Source organism: Algoriphagus sp. 4150 (assembly GCF_031457395.1).
In the GTDB taxonomy this organism is placed as follows: domain Bacteria; phylum Bacteroidota; class Bacteroidia; order Cytophagales; family Cyclobacteriaceae; genus Algoriphagus.
Genome location: NZ_JAVDWS010000002.1, coordinates 40,896 through 58,730 on the forward strand (window position 1 = coordinate 40,896; position 17,835 = coordinate 58,730).

Annotated in this window: 13 protein-coding genes; 6 read left to right on the plus strand and 7 right to left on the minus strand. The window is 43.6% G+C overall.

Translation table 11 applies throughout. The features are described from left to right. Positions 1-106 precede the first annotated feature (106 nt). Complete coding sequence (locus J2X69_RS03505; protein ID WP_310098573.1) at positions 107-2,350, plus strand: TonB-dependent receptor domain-containing protein; 2,244 nt, start codon at positions 107-109, stop codon at positions 2,348-2,350. Positions 2,351-3,069: 719 nt separating this feature from the next. Here J2X69_RS03505 and J2X69_RS03510 read toward each other — a convergent pair. Next, positions 3,070-4,986, minus strand: a complete 1,917-nt coding sequence (locus J2X69_RS03510; RefSeq protein ID WP_310098577.1) for an ABC-F family ATP-binding cassette domain-containing protein — start codon at positions 4,984-4,986, stop codon at positions 3,070-3,072. A 338-nt stretch (positions 4,987-5,324) separates the two neighbouring features. Between J2X69_RS03510 and rlmN the strand changes: the two genes are divergently transcribed. Beyond that, the gene (gene rlmN, locus J2X69_RS03515; RefSeq protein WP_310098580.1) at positions 5,325-6,392 is read left to right on the plus strand and encodes a 23S rRNA (adenine(2503)-C(2))-methyltransferase RlmN; all 1,068 of its coding nucleotides are present in this window, start codon (positions 5,325-5,327) and stop codon (positions 6,390-6,392) included. Between the two features lie 59 nt (positions 6,393-6,451). Continuing rightward, positions 6,452-6,928: a hypothetical protein gene (locus J2X69_RS03520; RefSeq protein ID WP_310098582.1), complete on the plus strand. Its 477-nt coding sequence runs from the start codon at positions 6,452-6,454 to the stop codon at positions 6,926-6,928. A 406-nt stretch (positions 6,929-7,334) separates the two neighbouring features. Here J2X69_RS03520 and J2X69_RS03525 read toward each other — a convergent pair whose 3' ends face one another. Genes J2X69_RS03525 through J2X69_RS03540 form a run of 4 tightly spaced genes read right to left on the minus strand, consistent with a single transcriptional unit; the run spans position 7,335 to position 11,337 of the window. Continuing rightward, positions 7,335-8,273 carry a rhomboid family intramembrane serine protease gene (locus tag J2X69_RS03525; RefSeq protein ID WP_310098585.1) on the minus strand — a complete coding sequence of 313 codons (939 nt, stop codon included), beginning with the start codon at positions 8,271-8,273 and terminating at the stop codon, positions 7,335-7,337. Positions 8,274-8,275: 2 nt separating this feature from the next. After that, complete coding sequence (locus J2X69_RS03530; protein ID WP_310098591.1) at positions 8,276-9,079, minus strand: rhomboid family intramembrane serine protease; 804 nt, start codon at positions 9,077-9,079, stop codon at positions 8,276-8,278. A 1-nt stretch (position 9,080) separates the two neighbouring features. Beyond that, complete coding sequence (gene mutL / locus J2X69_RS03535) at positions 9,081-10,928, minus strand: DNA mismatch repair endonuclease MutL (RefSeq protein WP_310098594.1); 1,848 nt, start codon at positions 10,926-10,928, stop codon at positions 9,081-9,083. Continuing rightward, positions 10,921-11,337 carry a hypothetical protein gene (locus J2X69_RS03540; protein ID WP_310098597.1) on the minus strand — a complete coding sequence of 139 codons (417 nt, stop codon included), beginning with the start codon at positions 11,335-11,337 and terminating at the stop codon, positions 10,921-10,923. The genes mutL and J2X69_RS03540 overlap by 8 nt, the downstream gene beginning before the upstream one ends. Before the next feature lie 481 nt (positions 11,338-11,818). On the opposite strand from J2X69_RS03540, the gene J2X69_RS03545 reads away from it, so the two are divergent. Further along, a complete protein-coding gene (locus tag J2X69_RS03545; RefSeq protein ID WP_310098600.1) occupies positions 11,819-14,779 on the plus strand; it encodes a glycoside hydrolase family 3 N-terminal domain-containing protein in 2,961 nt (986 codons plus the stop codon). Between the two features lie 6 nt (positions 14,780-14,785). Here the strand turns inward: J2X69_RS03545 and J2X69_RS03550 are convergent, their stop codons facing one another. After that, a complete protein-coding gene (locus J2X69_RS03550; protein WP_310098602.1) occupies positions 14,786-15,736 on the minus strand; it encodes a pyridoxal-phosphate dependent enzyme in 951 nt (316 codons plus the stop codon). Between the two features lie 68 nt (positions 15,737-15,804). Between J2X69_RS03550 and J2X69_RS03555 the strand changes: the two genes are divergently transcribed. Next, positions 15,805-16,473: a peptidoglycan DD-metalloendopeptidase family protein gene (locus J2X69_RS03555; protein ID WP_310098605.1), complete on the plus strand. Its 669-nt coding sequence runs from the start codon at positions 15,805-15,807 to the stop codon at positions 16,471-16,473. On the opposite strand, the gene J2X69_RS03560 is transcribed toward J2X69_RS03555, so the two are convergent. Next, on the minus strand, positions 16,470-17,240 hold the full coding sequence (locus J2X69_RS03560; protein ID WP_310098608.1) for a type III pantothenate kinase: 771 nt from the start codon (positions 17,238-17,240) through the stop codon (positions 16,470-16,472). The two genes, J2X69_RS03555 and J2X69_RS03560, sit on opposite strands and share 4 nt — an antisense overlap. A 61-nt stretch (positions 17,241-17,301) precedes the next feature. Here J2X69_RS03560 and J2X69_RS03565 point away from each other — a divergent pair, with 61 nt between their 5' ends. Further along, a complete protein-coding gene (locus J2X69_RS03565; protein ID WP_310098611.1) occupies positions 17,302-17,778 on the plus strand; it encodes a GNAT family N-acetyltransferase in 477 nt (158 codons plus the stop codon). Positions 17,779-17,835 lie beyond the last annotated feature (57 nt).

Below are 17,835 nucleotides of genomic sequence, written 5' to 3' on the forward strand. Positions count from 1 at the left end.
CTCTTTTGGATGGAAATCGAAAGCAAAATGTACTTTTGAAGTATTGAAAATAACCTTTGATAACTTTGAATCAGATACTTCAGGAGAAAGCAGTTAATTTGTGATCATGATTAAAATTTTTGCATTTGTATTATTACTGATCTCGACTTTGTGTCAGGCTCAGATCCATATCAAAGTACTGGACGCAACCACCCGTCTGCCTATAGAAAATGTAAGGGCAAGTACAAATGGCAGGTACTTGGCTTCGAGTAATGTGGAAGGTGAGATAACAATAGATTCGTCCGAGAAACTACCTATCGAATTCGAACTTGAAGGCTATGAGCGGGAAACCAAGGAAGTCTCCCCCGGAGAATTAGCACTAATCACACTTACCAAAGCAATCATAAATCTCTCGGAAATCACTGTTTCTGCTTTTGAATCTGAACGGCCTCTGCTTGAACAATCCGCTTCAATTGCCGTGGTCTCCGAACAGGACTTCAGTCGCTTCAATGAAACATCTCTTGTTAATTCATTCAACACCAAGCCGGGAGTCCGCATCGAAGAGCGCGCACCTGCCAGTTATAGAATTTCTATCCGGGGCAGCTCACTCCGTGCCCCGTTTGGTGTGCGAAATGTGAAAGTGTACTGGAATGAAGTTCCATTCACTTCACCGGATGGAACCACCGCATTGAATCTTCTTGACCTCTCCAATATCCGAAATGCCGAAGTGATCAAAGGTCCTTCGGGAAGTATCTATGGCGCGGGTAATGGCGGTGTAGTAAATCTGTACAGTCCGGCCAATCCTTCCGGTGGAAGAATTTCAGCGGATTTTATGGTGGGAGACTTTGGAATGACACGCTACAAATTGGGCATTGCCCAGCAAGTGGGGAACGGTGGATTTGAGGCTTCTTATGTAAGCCAAAAAGCGGACGGCTATCGTGAGCATTCGGCGATGGATAGACAGGTCTTCCAATTGGGAGGATTTTTCTCTGTCTCAGACAAGCAGGAAATCCGAACTCAACTATTGATTTCTGATCTGAAATACCAGATTCCGGGCCCATTAAATTCTGAGCAATTGGCCGAGGATCCCAGACAGGCAAGACCGGGTTCGGCAAGCCAAAACAGCTCAATTTCCCAGCAATCTGTCTTCGCTTCTATTGGACATTTGTATAGATTTTCTTCGAAGCTCAAGAATTCCACTACGCTCTATCTAAATACCAATGATTTTGAAAACCCTTTTATTCTGGATTATAAGAAAGAGTTGGGGTACGGCTTTGGAGGCAGAACCAAGTTTACGTTTGACGGGAAATTGGCAGGAAAAGATCTGAGAATAATTGCCGGGGGTGAATATCAGACCAGCCTGACAGATGCACAGAATTTTGGGAATATTAATGGAGTAGCAGATACAGTACGATTTGCAGACAAACTTCGGGCTACCCAGGGATTTTTGTTTCAGCAGGCTGAGTGGGACCTGCTGGAGAATTTTATGGTGACTTTTGCACTCAGTGAGAATTTCAGCAGCTTGGAAATTGACAGACAAATCGATGCTTCCGGAGCAGCAACCGGCCTTCAGAAGAGAAAATTTGATCCGATAGTCGTGCCCCGTTTTGCACTGAATTATCAGTTCAATCCCTATTCCGGAGTCTATGGAAGTATCAGCAGCGGTTTCTCTCCTCCGACCATAGACGAAGTCCGGACAAATGAGGGGAGCCTAAACCTTGACTTGGAAGCAGAAAAAGGAGTGAATTACGAAGTAGGATATAGAAGGGGAAAGGGAAAGTTGAATCTGGAGCTGACCGCTTTTTACTTCAAGCTCGATCAAACGATTACGACCTATACCAATCCCCAAGGAGTAGTTCTATTCAGGAATGCAGGTTCCACCGATCAAAAAGGAATAGAAGCCGCAATTGATTATGCCCTGATTAGAAATGAAACCGCCTTTATCCGTGATCTGAAGATCGGAACAGCTTTTACAGGTAATTATTTCACGTTCAAAGATTATAAGAAAACAGATAATGACTTCTCCGGAAATGATCTGACGGGAGTAGCACCGAACACCTTGGTCACCCGATTGGATCTACGCACCAAACTTGGTCTTTATTTGAATTTCACCCATCAGTATGTAGATGAAATTCCGCTCAACGATGCCAATACAGTATATCAGGATGCTTACAATCTGATGAATATGCGATTTGGCTGGGCGAGAAGCTTTGCGGGAAAGTGGGAATTGGAAGTATTTGCAGGGGCAGACAATTTGCTGAATGAGAGCTACTCACTGGGCAACGATCTCAATGCCTTTGGCGGAAGATATTATCAGCCCGCTCCGACTAGGAATTGGTATGGAGGAGTGAAAGTGGCTTTTTTGTATTAGTATCCGGTAGCTCGTCGCCAGTATCAAGACATTAGATTATAGAGCCGGGAATCTAGATTGGCGCTGCTCGTAGAATAAATTTGGCGAGACAAGAACAAAGAGCCTAGCTGTGCATAACTCCCCCTTAGATTTCTTAATCAGTTTGGAATCGAGAAATCAATCAAAGGGGGCAAGGGGGATTTTTAGAAAAGTAGTTAGTAGCAAGACGCAAGACATTAGTGATGGGAGCTGAGATAAGGGTTAATTATACGTCATTGCGAACGCCGAAGAAGTGAAGCAATCTCTCTGCAACCAGATTCCTAGGTTCGGTATACCTCATTTTGATCAATTCAGACTCATCGGGGCAGGCTGCTCCTCGCAATGACGGAAACCAAAAGTCTTTCTAAAAGGATTGCTTCGTTCCTCGCAATGACGCTTCCGACGGACTGCACTGGTTCGAGTCTCATGACTTGGACCTTCAGTAATGAAGTCTCCCGACTTCTATTTCATAACATAGCAGTCTGAAGGCTGCATTGAATAAGGCACAAACCTAAAGGCAGCAGGCAGGCTTGTGCCAAACCTGATTGCAGTCCTCAGACTGCATTATGGGTGTTTGCTTAAGCTATTGCAGTCTGAAGACTGCATCACCATAAGTCCAAGTCTGAAGACTTGAACTAAACGTTAATTGAAAAGAGATTGCTTCACTCCTTCGTCGTTCGCAATGACGCTGAACGTTTGAACTATTCAATCCCGTCCAGCTCACTTAATTCCAGCCAAGTCAATTCCAATTCTTCCAACTCAGCATCGATTTCCCCTATACGATGGGATTGCTTGATCAATTCCTCATGATCATCTATTCCCCCAGAGATTTTTTCGGTAATAACAGATTTTTCCTTTTCCAGTTTGGCAATGGAAGCATTCACTTCCTTGAATTGTTGCTTTTGCTTAAAACTGGCTTTTACCTTTGTAGGAGCCGAAACTTTTGCTTCAGTTTCTTGATTCTTGCTACTTGTTACTTGTGTCTTTTCTTCTTGATTCTTTCCTTTTGGTTCCAAGTTCTTATTCTCCTTTTCTACTTCGCGGAACTCAGAATAATTTCCCGGAAAATCACTGATCTCGCCTTCTCCTTCGAAAACAAATAAGTGTTCTACCAAGCGATCCATAAAATACCTATCGTGAGAGACAATAATCAGGCAGCCCGGAAAAGTATCCAAAAACTCTTCCAGCGTGTTCAGCGTCATCAGATCCAGATCATTCGTAGGCTCATCCAGAATCAGGAAGTTCGGATTCTTGATCAGAACCATCAATAGTTGTAATCTTCTTCGCTCCCCTCCGCTTAGTTTGGCGATTGGGGTATGTTGTTGCTTTGGAGGAAATCCAAATTGTGTCAAAAACTGTGATACTGTAATCGTAGCTCCACCGGCGATAGTCACCACTTCTGCCACTTCCTTCACTATATCTAATAACCTCTTTTCCTCGTCAAAACTCCCTTCTTCCTGCTTGTAGTAACCAAAAGCTGTGGTCTGCCCGATAGCAACGGTTCCGGAATCAGGGGCAAGCTGACCCGTGATCATATTGAGGAAAGTAGTCTTTCCTGCGCCATTTGGGCCTATTATCCCTACTCTATCTTTCTTTTTGAACGTGTATGAAAAATCATTGACAACTGTTTTGTCGCCAAATGCTTTGTTCATTTTTTCGATTTCAATGATCTTGTTTCCAAGCCGCTGGGTCGTCACGGTCAACTGAATATCGCGCTCCTCACGTTTCTGAGAGGCTTTTTCTTTGGTATCTTCGAAAGCATCCACACGGTACTTTGCTTTGGTGCTTCTCGCTTTTGGTTGGCGCCTGATCCAATCCAGTTCCTTTTTGTAGAGGCTCTTGGCTTTTTCGAGTTCTATATCCTCGATTTCCATCCGCTCTTCTTTCTTGTCGAGGAAGTAGCCATAGTTACCTAAGTAGCGATGTACTTTCCCCTGATCGAGCTCCAAGATTTCATTGGTTACTTTCTCCAAGAAATACCTATCGTGAGTCACCATGAAAAGTGCAAGATTGGCTTTAGCCAGATAATCTTCCAGCCATTCGATGGTATCTAGATCCAAGTGGTTGGTAGGCTCATCAAGCAGCAGCAGATCGGGTTTTTCCAAGATGGCTTTCGCCAAAGCAACCCGCTTGCGCTGACCACCGGAAAGAGTGCCTACTGGAAGATCGGTATCATGAAGGCCTAGTTTTCCAAGAACCTCCTTCACCTGATATTCAAAATCCCAAGCCTGAAACGCATCCATTTTCTCAAAGAGCACCGACATTTTATCAGAATTATCAATGCCTCGTTCCGCTTCCAGCATGGCTTTATGATAATCTTCAATCACCTTGAGCACTTCAGAATTACTTTGATCGAAAATGGTCTGGTAAATACTCATTGTTCCTTCAAAGACGGGGTTTTGGTGTACATAAGCCACTTTTATCTGCTGGTTAGTGCCCACCTGACCCGTATCAGGAATCTCCAAGCCCATGATGATCTTCATCAGGGTGGACTTGCCTGCGCCATTGATGCCGACTAGAGCGATTTTCTGGCCTTGGGAAATGCCAAAAGATATATTGGAAAAAAGCTTGCGCTCACCGAACGCTTTACTGAGATTTTCGACCGAAAGGTAATTCATGCCGCAAAAGTAAGGAAAAGGCAAACAACAAATGCTTTATTCCAAATGAGCTTCGCCCGAGCCCTAGTAATTATTTTCGGTCTTTATAATAATCCAGCTCAATTTGAATGAAAATACGGCTTAAATATCAATATAATTGAGCCGTATTTAGTGGGATTTCACCCTTTTTTGAGCCTTATTCTTAATCAATTACCCAAGTGCTAAAACCATTTCCTTCTTCTGACAAATTTCCGTTTTTAGACAAAGGCAGCTTAACTCTTGATTATAAAATTTTGGCTCTCGTATCTTGATACTTTTCTCTAGCTACTTGCTACTCTGAAAAGTCTTACCTTTGTGCTATGGAAGCAATTCAGAAAAAAGACATCCGTAAGCTATCTCTGGAGCAGTTGGAAGAATTCTTTTTGGCTCATGGGGAAAAGAAATTCCGTGCCAAGCAGGTGTATGAATGGCTGTGGAATAAGTCTCTGAAAAACTTTGATGAGATGAGCAATATCTCGCTGAGTACTCGGGAAATGCTCAAAGCGCATTTTGAGATCAACCATATCCGTGTGGATCTGATGCAGCATTCCTCTGATGGGACGATCAAGAATGCAGTGAAGCTCTATGATAACAAGATCGTGGAATCAGTCCTGATACCCACGACCAAGCGGATTACTGCCTGCGTTTCCTCTCAGGTGGGCTGCAGTCTAGACTGTAATTTCTGTGCCACGGCACGATTGAAGCGTATGCGTAACCTGAACCCAGACGAGATCTACGATCAGGTGGTGGCGATCAAAGATGAAGCGGAAACGTACTTCCAGCGTCCATTGACCAATATTGTGTTTATGGGAATGGGTGAACCGCTCCTGAACTATGCCAATGTGCTGGAAGCAATAGATAAGATCACATCCCCCGAAGGACTGGGAATGGCTCCGCGAAGAATTACTGTGTCCACCGTGGGCGTGACAAAAATGATCCGTAAACTCGCAGATGATGAAGTTCGCTTCAACTTGGCGGTATCGCTTCACTCAGCCATCAATGAAACCCGCTCACGCTTGATGCCTATCAACGACAGCAATCCCGTGGAAGAACTGGGGGAATCTCTGAAATACTGGTACGAAAAGACCAAACGGAAAGTCACGTACGAATATGTGATTTGGGATGGGATCAACGACGACGAGAGGCATGCACGCGCGCTGGCAAAATTCTGCAAAATCATCCCTTCCAAGGTCAATCTGATCCAATATAATCCAATAGACGAGGGAGAATTCCGGCAGGCTAAGCAAGAAGCCGTAGACATGTATGTACGGGTATTGGAGTCACAGGGAATCATAGCCAAAGTAAGAAAATCCCGTGGCCAGGATATCGATGCAGCCTGTGGGCAATTGGCCAATAAAAACGAAGTGGCTGAACTGAATACCGCCTGAGATTTGCTTTCTTGGCCAAAGCCAACTAATTTCTTGTCGAATATTAACCGTTCCAATTTATGAAAAAGGCTTTACTGATTTTTTGCACAGTTTTTATGTTCTCTTTTATCGCTTTGGCTCAAACACAAGACCAAGGCAATGCACGTTTTCATGCCTATGGCACATATGGGTTGCGATACCATAATTTTGGTGCAGGGGCAGGGATAGAATATTTCTTTATGGACAATTTTGCCCTGATGCCCAGTTATACGTTTGTCTTTCCGCAGGTGGGAAAGGAAAGTAACCTCAGTGCCGATTTACGGTATTATGTTTCCGAAGGGCCTTCTCAGCTTTATTTTATGGCAGGATATAGTCAGACTTGGGTAGATACCCAGCCGGATGGAGCAGGCACGGGAAGAAACCAAAAAGGAGCTAATATGGGCGTGGGAGCGTATGTACGCGTGACGGAGTTTATTGGCTTAAGTACTGAGTTTCGCTTCCAAAGCCCTTTTCCAAGAGAAGTCGGATTTAGAGTTGGATTAGCGATTCCATTATAAGCGAGTAGCAAGTATCAAGATGTAAGACATTAGATTTTAGAATCTAGAGCCTAGAATCGATAGATGGTAACAACGCAAAGAATTCTTAGACGCTTTATCGGCTATGTGGTGAAGCTATTTTAACCACATAGATTCTGTGTGTTCTGCGCATAAAGATATTCGCTCAAGACAGACCGTTAATCTTTGCCTTCTTTATGATGTTGTGTTAAATCTATTTTCACTAAAAAGTCACAAAGTGTAGGAAGCTTTGAGGCAGAAACGGCTTACACCCCTAGCCAGATTAACTCTATGTTTTTCTATGTGGCTATGCGGTAAGATAGTAAGCCACTTTCACGGTTCGTCCTACTCAATGATTAGAACTTGGCTGTGACCTTTGCGTTTTCTTAGTGCTCTTGCGGTTAAAAACCTACTTTTTCGAAAACTCAAACAACTTCCGCTTCTCTTCCTTATTCAGTGCTTCGTAGCCACGATCAGCAATTTTGTCCAGTATCTTATCAATTTCCTCTTGGGTTGCCTCACCGGAATTAACGGGCGTAGGAGTAGATTTAGAAGACTTCTTGAAAGAGGAAAATCCACCTCCACTGGCGGTTTTCGCTTTGCGGTAGGAGACTTTTACATTGCTTTTTCTCCCGGAGAAAAGATTCTCAAAGAAAATCCCGACTTTCTGCACAGGTACTCCCCAGTCAATTCCTCTGCGCAGCTGAACGACGTAGAGGTAGCCAAGCAATGCTCCTCCCAAATGAGCCAATTCCCCACCTGCATTAGCCCCTGCTGAGTTGGCAAATGATAGAACAACATAGAAAATCGCGATGTATTTGATCTTCACCGGGCCTAGAAGTAATAGGAAGAATGTAGTATTTGGGCTGAGTGTAGCCGCTCCCACCACAATAGCAAATACTCCCGCACTCGCTCCCAGCATCAGAGAACTATTGACAGACTGACTGAAATAAGGAGCCAAATTGTATATCAACACATAAAAAACTGCCCCAGCCAAACCACCAAGAATATAGAGATTGGCTAGCTTTCGGCTTCCCAGAAACTGATGAATCAACTGTCCAAACCAGAAGAGGAAAAGCATATTGAAGAGAATATGAAATATTCCCTCATGCAGAAACATGTAGGTAAATATTGTCCATGGCTGTGTACCGAGTCTCGGCAAAGCAGCAGGCATCATAAGGTAGGAAAGGGCCGTCGAATATAAATCCCCCAATCCGCCAATAGTCATAAACACCCGGAAGACCAGCACGACGAAAAACACCAAAAGATTTATGGCAATCAGCTTATAAAGGCTATTGTCGCTGTGCTTAAAAGCGTTCCGAAGATTTTCCCAAAAGTTACCGTACATAGTTAATAAAAGCTTTTTCTGTCTTTTTTCCAGAAGTAAACCAAAACTCCGCCAATCACCAATCCGCTGAGGTGGGCGAAGTGTGCCACGTTGTCCAGCGGGTTATTCACAAATACGTTATATATGGTATAAAGGCTATAGAAAAGCACCATATATTTTGCCTTGATGGGAATCGGCGGGAAAAGCAGGAATAATTGGGTATTGGGGAAAAGCATCGCAAACGCGATCAAAACCCCGAAAAGAGCCCCTGAAGCCCCGACCATTCGTGTAGTGTATGTTTTCTTGGCCAGGATAAACTCCAAACTTTTGTTAGCGTGATCTATGTAAGTTTGATTAGTTTCATCTCTGCTATACTTATCTACTAACTCTATTGCTTCACTGTAGCTGTAGGGCAGGTTTCCAGGATTTTTCAGTATTAGTCTATTAAATGAATCTGGAGAAGGCTTTTCCTGAAAAGCTATTACCTCTTTATTCAAACTATTTATTTCATAGGCCACATATCCAGAATAAAGGACACCAGACCCTATGCCACACACCATCCAAAGGATCAGTAATTTCTTTGGCCCCAGAAACTGCTCCAGCAAAGGACCAAAAATCAGCAATCCGAACATATTGCCGAACAAATGCCAGAAATCAGCATGCATAAACATATACGTCAGAAACTGAAACGGCTTGAAATATGGGCTGTGAATGTAGTAAAGCGCAAACCACTGATTCAACTGCGGAAAGATAAATTGGGACACAATAAGTAGCCCAATGTTGATGATCAGTAGATTTTGAACTACAGGGGTTATATTTCTAAACATGCTATTTGCCGAAGAATGAATGAATACTGCTTAAATCTAATTTCACGAAGGTTTTGTTCCCTCCCAATCCATAATTTGGGTTTTGGCAGGCAAATAGATGTCCTACGAGGATTTCCATTTCTTGTGAATTCAGTTTTTGTCCCTTTTTCAAGGACGATTTCCGGGCCAAAGAGCGGGCTAGATTCTCTCTGGTGTCAAGTGAAAGCTCACTTTTGAAATGCTTATACTGCTCCAAAAGCCCTTCGAAAAGCTCCTTTTCATTTTTGACGGGTATATCTGCGGGCACGCCCTGAATTAATACCGTGTCCTTTCCAAACTCTGAAACCATAAAGCCCAAACTGTGTAGTTCTGGCATAATATCCATCACCAATGCATAATCAGATGGGCCGAGATTGATGGTAGGAGGGAAAAGACACTGCTGTGACGTGCCTTGGGCAAGCTTCAGCTGGCGCAAATAGCGCTCGTATAATATCCGCTCGTGCGCAGTCTGCTGATCAATAATCAAAAACCCGGTGGACATCTGGGCGACCACATAGCTAAGCTCAACCTGAAACGTAGTTCCTGTAGATTCCGATTCAGCGCGTCTAGGGATGAATTCACTGGCTTCATCCGGCTTTGCCCTACTTTCAAACGTTAAAACTTCTGTTTCCTCAGGTTGGGCAGATCGATTAATCTCTCTTGTTGTTTGCTGGGTACCTTCAAACAATTTTTCCCAACCTGATGCGCTTGCCTGCTTAAATTCCGGTGTATTGAATGATTTGTAGCTGTATTCACGATCTACCTGCGCCTTTTTCTCAGGATCCTTATCCCACTTTTCGTTGAAATTCACGTCAAGGCTAAAATCAAGTGAAGGAACGACATGATGTGCTCCCAAAGCCTGTTTTACCGCAGACCGAATCACCGCATAGATTGTCCGTTCGTCGTCAAACTTGATCTCAGTTTTGGTGGGATGAACATTGATATCGATATGAGAAGGGTCGATTTCCAGAAAAAGTACATAAAACGGATGCTGATCCTGCTGTAGCAATCCTTCGAAAGCCGAGCTTACCGCATGATTCAGGTAGCTGCTTTTGATGTAGCGATTGTTGACAAAGAAGAACTGCTCCCCCCGGGTTTTTTTGGCATTTTCAGGCTTTCCTATATAACCTTTCACGTTCACATGCGGGGTCAGTTCCTCGCAGGGAACAAGTTGTCCCTGGTAGTTTTTGCCAAAAAGCCCCACAATTCTATGGCTTAGCTTGCCCGGTGTGAGGCTGAAAACCTCCAAATCTTGCTGAAAAAGGGAAAATCCGATTTCAGAATACGAAAGTGCCACCCGCTGAAATTCATCCACGATATGACGCATTTCCACAGGATTTGATTTGAGGAAATTCCTTCGGGCGGGTACATTGTAAAACAGGTTTTTCATAGAAACGGAGGTTCCTACATTCCCTGCAAATGGCTCTTGTTTTTTCACTTCTGAGCCTTCGATTTGGATTAAAGTGCCGAGTTCTGATTCAGCCTGACGGGTCTTTAATTCTACTTGGGCTACTGCAGCTATAGAAGCCAATGCTTCTCCACGAAAGCCGAAAGTCCTAATGGAAAAAAGATCCGCCGAACTTCTGATTTTAGAAGTGGCATGACGCTCAAAACTCATACGGGCATCAGTAGCAGACATACCTTTCCCGTTATCAATTACTTGGATAAGCTGCTTTCCGGATTCTTTTACCACCACTTGCACTTGGGTAGCTCCGGCATCCACCGCATTTTCGAGAAGTTCTTTGAGTGCAGAAGCGGGCCTTTGAACTACTTCTCCTGCTGCGATTTGATTGGCTATCGCATCGGGAAGGAGTTGGATGACATCACTCATGTTTTTTCTTGGGTTTTAGCCTGAAGAAAAAATAGATCGCTGCTCCAAGAGCGGCTATGTATGCCATGTATTCGAAAATCACGGGGCCTAAATACACGTATCCGAAAATAGATCCCAGAAGTAATAAAAAGATGAATGTCCGGATCATCGCCGTAGAAGCAAAGATATTAGCCCCATCGCGCTCCTTTATTCCTCTATGCTGGGCAAATGAACCACGAATACCGGCACCGTAAGAACCAAAATCCCGTGGGGGGGTTCCATCACTTTTTTCCAGAAGTCCCTGAGCTTCCAAGTCCTTTTTGATTTGGGAGGTTCTATGCTCGATCTCCTCCCGCACAGGATCATAATATCTTGGTTTGATATCAAATCTCATGGGAGCGGCTGTACGAAATACGGATGGGAATTTCATATGTTTATTATTTTCTTTTCAGTGGCCATATGGAATCTCGCATGGCTGAAAATCATTCCAGTATGTAACGTTCTCGTCGTGCTCGATTTCATGTGTTTATAATTTATTTTTTTAAGGCCACCCCGAATAGTCGGGGCAGGCTATGGAATCTCGCATATGGGATAATCATCCCAGTGTGTGTCGTTTTTGACATGCTCGATTTCATGGCGTTGTAATTTTTAAAGTGGGCTTCACGTTAAGTAAAGGCACATTGAGGGAATAAGTTCCGGTATATTGACCAGATATCAAATTTATGATCTTTTTAACCTGATTTAGGACTGAATGTTATCTTATCTTTCAGTATCTTCAACTGGGTATGTTCCAAACTCCGTTAAATGGAGTAGCCACAGCACTGGACAGGTTTGCTAAAAACCAAAGGAAAATAAAACCAGTCGGTGTACAAATTTATTTAGAAAGTTAAGGATTAAAAATTTACTCAAGAATGAGCAATAAGCTTTGGAGAGTTTTCGCAGTTGGTATTATAGCTCTTACTTTTTCCTCAGGGAAACTCGATGAATCATTAAAAGTGGCTGACCCCCTTTCTGCTACTGATTCAATGGATCAACTCAATTGGGTGGATTCTGTGTTTAACAGCATGACGTTTGATGAGCGTTTGGGACAATTATTTATGGTTGCTGCCTACTCTAACAAGGATCAAAAGCATGTGGATGAAATCAGCAATCTCATAAAAAATGAAAATCTTGGAGGTTTAATTTTTTTTCAGGGAGGACCTGATCGACAGGCCAGACTGACCAATTATTATCAAGCCCAATCAAAAACTCCGCTATTCATAGCCATGGATGCAGAATGGGGAATCAGCATGCGATTGGATTCTGTTCCCGATTTTCCAAAAGCAATGACTCTCGGGGCGGTGCAAAACCCTGATCTGGTCTATGCCATGGGCAAAGAAATGGCGCGACAGTTTAAGGAGTTGGGTATGCACATCAATTTCGCTCCTGTGGTGGATGTGAATTCCAATCCTGATAACCCGGTGATTGGGTACAGGGCTTTTAGTGGTGATAGGGAAGTGGTGACCAGACATGCTATTTCGTATATGAAAGGGCTACAGGACAATGGAGTGATTGCAAACGCAAAGCATTTTCCGGGACATGGGGATACCGAAGCAGACAGCCATTATTCTTTGCCGGTGATCAAAAATCCCGAGCAGCGGATCTGGGATGTGGATTTGTATCCTTATCAGGAGTTATTCAAAGAAAATTTGATGTCTGTAATGGTAGCCCATCTAAATGTGCCAAGCTTGGACGATACCAGAAATATGGCTACCAGTCTATCCAAAAAAGTGGTGACTGATCTACTTCAAAATCGAATGAATTTTCAGGGTCTGATCTTTACTGATGCACTTAATATGAAGGGCGTTGCGATAGCCAATGCTCCCGGAGAGGTGGATTTGAAGGCATTATTGGCAGGAAATGATGTCCTTCTCTATTCTCAGGATGTGTTAAAAGCCAAAAAGCTCATCAAAGCTGCAGTAGAGGACGGAAGGATTTCTGAAAAGGAAATTGATCGCAGGGTAAAGAAGATTTTGCGTGCCAAATACTGGGCGGGGCTGAATGAGTACAGACCCATCAACACCTTCAAGCTGGCGGAGAGACTGGATACGCCCGAGACGCAGACTATCATTGAGCAGCTTTATGCCGAAGCCATCACCGTGGCTGTGAACAAAGGAGAACTCCTTCCTTTCAAAAATCTGGACTTGACCAAATTTGCGAGTCTGGTCATAGGTGATGAGGGAAAGGACTTTCAGAAATACTTATCCAAATATGCGAAATTCGAGCATTTCAGTATAGGGAAGGCAGCCAACGAGACCATTCATTACAATACTTTGAAGCAGCTTGAAGACTATGATGTGGTAGTGGTAGGACTGATGGGGGTAACGAATAGTCCGAAAAGAAAATTTGGCGTGTCTGATAGTGATGTGAAGTTCATAAAGGATCTAGCAAAGCGTCAGAAGGTAGTGACAGTACTTTTTGGCAATGCGTATGCCGCACAGCAATTGAGTGGAATCGGAAATCTCGTATTCGCCTATGAAAACAACCCCATGACTCAGGAGTTGGCTCCCCAGATACTTTTCGGCGCCAGGGATGCAACGGGAATATTACCGGTGACAGTCAATGGTGAGTTTTCTCACGGAGTCGGCGGATATATGAAGTCTATCAATCGACTGTCTTATGGTACCCCGGAAAGTGTGGGCTTGGACAGCAAGACTCTGGAGAAAATAGATGCAGTGGCCAATCGGGCAATCAAAATCCAAGCTACGCCGGGGGCAAATGTCTTGGTGGTAAAAGATGGAAAGGTGGTTTTTGAGAGATCTTATGGGAAATTGGAATACAAAGCCAGTCCTGCTGTGAATTCTGAGACAGTCTATGATTTGGCTTCAATCACCAAAGTATTGGCAACAACCCAGGCGGTGATGTTCCTAGAAAGCCGTGGTGAGTTGGATATGGGGAATTCATTGGAAGATTATTTACCCGAACTGAAAGGCACCAATAAAGGAAAGATGGTACTGAGTGATGTAATGGCGCATGAAGCAGGGTTGGTGGCATTTATCCCCTATTATGCACGGACAGTGGAAGCAGGTCAATGGCGGGGAGATTTTTACAAGCCAATGTCTTCTCTGGGTTTTACCAGAGCTGTCTCCAACGACATGTATGGATTGGATGCACTGCGTGATAGCATATGGCATTGGACTGTGGAATCAAATGTAACCCCCATCCCCAGAGGTGCAAGAAAGCATAGTTATGTGTATTCGGATCTTACAATGTACTTAATGCAAGCTGTGGTAGAACGGGTGGTAAATCAGCCTATGGAGACATTTTTAGATCAAAACTTCTATGCTCCTCTGGGGCTGAGCACGATGACTTTCAATCCGGCATTTAAGATGCCTATAGACAACATCGCCCCAACTGAAAATGATATAACCTTCCGAAAAAGACAAGTTCAGGGATATGTACATGATCCTGGAGCGGCCATGTTTGGTGGTGTGGCAGGTCATGCGGGGCTCTTTGGTAAGGCAAATGATCTCGCAGTGATGATGCAGATGATGCTCAACAAAGGCAGCTATGGTGAAGTAAACCTGATCCAACCGGAGACGGTAAAGAAATTCACCAAAAATCAATCCAGCCAAAGCCGCAGGGGTTGGGGCTGGGACAAGCCCGACACGAAAGTAGGAAAGGGAGGATCGGCAGGAGATCTGGCTCCAAAATCCACCTTTGGACACACCGGGTTCACCGGTACATGTGTATGGGCAGATCCTGACAATGATCTGATCTATATATTTCTTTCGAACCGTGTCTATCCTGATGCGACGAACACCAAATTGCTCAAAGAAGGAATCCGTACAGAAATCCACGATATCATCTATGAGGCAATGGGTAAGAGATAGGATTCGCTAAAAAGGCAATTTTCCCAAATCCACATTCCCTCCCGAGAGGATAATTCCTACTTTCTTGCCTCTGAACCTATCTTGATCTGCCAATAATGCTGCCAAAGGCACAGCGCAGGAAGGCTCCACGACGATTTTCATCCGCTCATAGATCAGATGCATGGCATCTATGATTTGCGAATCCGAGGCTAAAAGTATGTCAGATACATAGGCTTGAATCAATTTGAAATTCCAAGCTCCCAATGAGGTTCGTAACCCATCGGCGATGGTATTTGGAGCAGTTTGAGGAATTAACTTGTTTGCATGGAAGGATTGAAAAGCATCGTCAGCACCTTGTGGCTCTGTACCGATGACCTCTATGTTGGGATTTAGATAATGTGCTGCTAAAGAAGTCCCGCCAAGTAAACCGCCTCCACCCACAGGAGCTAGAACAACATCTAAATCTTCTTGATCCTCGATCAGCTCCAATGCACAGGTAGCCTGACCCTCTATTACATCCATATTGTCATAAGGAGGGATAAACGTGGCTCCGGTCTTTTTCACGGTTTCTTCCAGAGCAGTTTCTCTCGCTTCTAAAGTAGGCTCGCATTCTATAATAATTCCGCCATATCCCTTCACGGCTTTCTTTTTGATTTCAGGAGCGTTGGAAGGCATCACAATGTAGGAGGGGATTCCTGCCACAGTGGCCGCTCTTGCCAACGCTGCGGCATGATTTCCGCTACTGTGCGTCGCTACCCCTTTAGACTTTTGAAATTCAGCAAGTTTCACTACTGCGTTGGACGCTCCCCGCGCTTTAAATGCCCCGACTTTCTGAAAGTTTTCACACTTGAAAAAAATTTCACATCCTGCAATTTCACTAATTGCCGATGAAGTCATAATAGGCGTACGGTGAATAAACGGCTGGATGCGTTCATGTGCTGCTTGAATATCAGAGAGGGAAGGGAAGGGAATTTTCATGGGCCGAAATTAGCTAAAATTGGCTTTTGGAAAGCTAGATTGTAAGATGATATTTCTAACTTCCCGGCATGAATTGGAATGAGATTGATTTTTTCCCCGTCATGGGCGGACCATTAAACAGTGAAAATACTGTCCCCTTAGATTTTAGCTCCGCCAATCCCGATTTGGAGCGTTTGGATTTGTCTGATACTGCCGCATTTGATGCGTATGTGAATCTACAGATTGAAAAATCCGGATCTAACTATGGAATAGGAGGTTATCTGGAGAACAGAGCTATTTACCGCAGGAGTGCTGTTTTTGGAACAGCAGAGGCTGATTTCAGAAATATACATTTAGGAATAGATATTTGGACTAAAGCCGGAGCACCTATTTTTGCCCCACTTGCCGGACGAATTCACAGTGTTCAGGACAATGCCGGTTTCGGAAACTACGGCGCTACCGTTATCTTGGAGCATGAACTCTTTGGAAGGAAGCTGTTTTCTCTCTATGGTCATCTTTTCCTATCAGATCTTAAGGATCTCGAAGTAGGTCAAGAAGTAAATGCCGGCGATTTACTGGCTCATGTCGGGCCATTTCCGGAAAATGGTGATTGGCCTCCACACTTGCATTTTCAGTTGATGTGGGATTTGATGGGAAATGTAGGCGACTTTCCGGGTGTCTGCTCTAAAAGTGAAGTGGATAAATATATTGCTAACTGTCCAGACCCTAATCTGATTTTGCGAAGCAACGTGATTTAATCATTGGCTCTTGTGATTAGCCGCAATCCTTCCAGTGTCAGATTTTTGTCGATCTCATTGAAGGTTTTTTCCAAAGGAGTTAAAATCTCAGCTAGTCCACCGGTCGCAATTACAGTAAATTCCATTTTAGTTTCCAGTGAGATGGTCTCTATCATCCCTTTGACCAAACTTGTATATCCATAAAGAACTCCTGCTTGGATTGCATGGATGGTATTTTTGCCTAGAGCAGATTCCGGAAGCTTCAATGCTACATCCGGTAGTTTGGAGGTGTTTGTGAAAAGAGATTTGATGGCTGTCTTTAATCCAGGAACAATATTCACTCCTATTATCTCACCGGAAGCATCTACCACAGTAAATGTAAGTGCCGTCCCAAAGTCAACTATGATTAGGGGCTTGATATACTGCGAATAAGCCGCCATCACATTGCACATGAGATCGGTACCGATTTCATTTGGACGCAGACTTTTGATTGTTAGTTTTTCAAAACTTGCCGGTGAAATAAGGTATGGCTGCGTACCGAAGTAATTTTCGCAAAACTGAAGAATCTGCTCATTTATCTCAGGGACTACTGAGCTAAAACCGATTTGTCTTATATCGCCGGGCTTGATCCCATGTTCTAAAAAATACAGAGGTACCTTTTTGTGAAGTTGGGCCGCGAATTTGGAAGAATGGGTTTCGATCCTAAAATGGTTCTTCCAGCTTTTATTTTCTTCATCATACAGCGCAAAAACCACATTGGAATTTCCCGCATCTATTGCTAAAAACATTGTTTCTCGGATTTGATTAAATTAGCCTTCCCAAAATTAAACGGTTTTATAAACTTTGAACATGTACACGCTAAGAGAAGGAAAAATCGAGGATCTTCCTCGGGTATTGGAATTGATAAATGAGTTGGCGCTTTATGAAAAGGCACCGGAGCAAGTGTCCAATACACTTGCAATGATGGAAGCTGATGGATTTGGTGATAATCCTGTTTTCGGAATGTTTGTATGTGTGAAGGACGAGACTTCGGAGATTGTCGGTATTGCGATTTACTATTATCGCTACAGTACCTGGAAAGGTAGAAGAATTTATCTGGAAGATCTGGTGGTCACTCAATCCGAGCGTGGCAATGGTGCAGGAAAACTGCTTTTTGACCGTATCATGAAGAAATGCTTGGAGGAAAATTGTACGGGAATGATGTGGCAAGTGCTTGATTGGAATGAGCCTGCGATCAATTTCTATAGAAAGTATGGCGCAACCTTAGAAGCAGGATGGCTAAACGCACACTTACAAGACTATGAAATAAAGCAGCTCCTTGATTAGTGTGAATAAATTTATTGCAAATACAATATTATATGATTGTATTTGCAATAAATTTTT